Consider the following 652-nt stretch of genomic DNA (forward strand, 5'->3'; position numbering starts at 1 on the left):
GTCTCCGCCGCGGAACGCAACACCTCCTGAGTCTTCGCAATCGCGGGAGCAATCTTCGACAGACTCTCCTGGATCCGACCCACCGTCACCAAAAACTGGTTGTGCGCCTGACCCTCCCAACCACTGATCCCCACCGCAGCCTCACGAAACTCCTGCACCATCCGCTCAACCTGACTGGCCACCTCCTCGTAGGTACCACACTGGGCAGCCAACTTATTCGGATCGCCGGTAGCCCAGCGCAAGATCTCCGAGATCTTCTGATACGGCCAAGCCAGACCCTTCTGAATGATCCAGTGACTGCCGTAATACCACTGATCCAGCTGATTGTTGTACTCCTGCATCAGAAACACCCCGCAAAAAACTCACTGATGGCCTGCTCGGCCGCCTCCTCAAACGACTCGTAAACCTCCGCAGTGACATGCACCGCCTCACAGACATCACCCATCGTTTCGCTCATGTCACGCAACGCCTCACGACAAGAAGCAGTGTGCTCCTGATAGGCCTCCCAGATACGAGTCTGGATCCACGGCACACGCCCAAAATCACTCTGCGCCAACGGAACACTCGCGATCCGCTGCTCCGCCTTCTGCGCCGCAGGAGCAAGCTCACCAATCCTGTCAGCCCCCGCATGCAACTCGCCGAAAACTACCTT

The 652-nt window shown here is 58.0% G+C and carries 2 protein-coding genes; both read right to left on the bottom strand.

Going from position 1 to position 652, the window contains the following annotated elements; all coding sequences use genetic code 11:
* Positions 1-341, bottom strand: a 341-nt coding sequence (locus EII42_RS12140; RefSeq protein ID WP_148098058.1) for a WXG100 family type VII secretion target, incomplete at its 3' end; no start/stop codon positions are given.
* A partial coding sequence (locus EII42_RS13095) for a hypothetical protein (RefSeq protein WP_158676517.1) occupies positions 341-652 on the bottom strand: 312 nt, incomplete at its 5' end. The genes EII42_RS12140 and EII42_RS13095, both read right to left, overlap by 1 nt.

It is taken from the genome of Tessaracoccus sp. OH4464_COT-324, from assembly GCF_003932855.1.
GTDB lineage: Bacteria > Actinomycetota > Actinomycetes > Propionibacteriales > Propionibacteriaceae > Arachnia.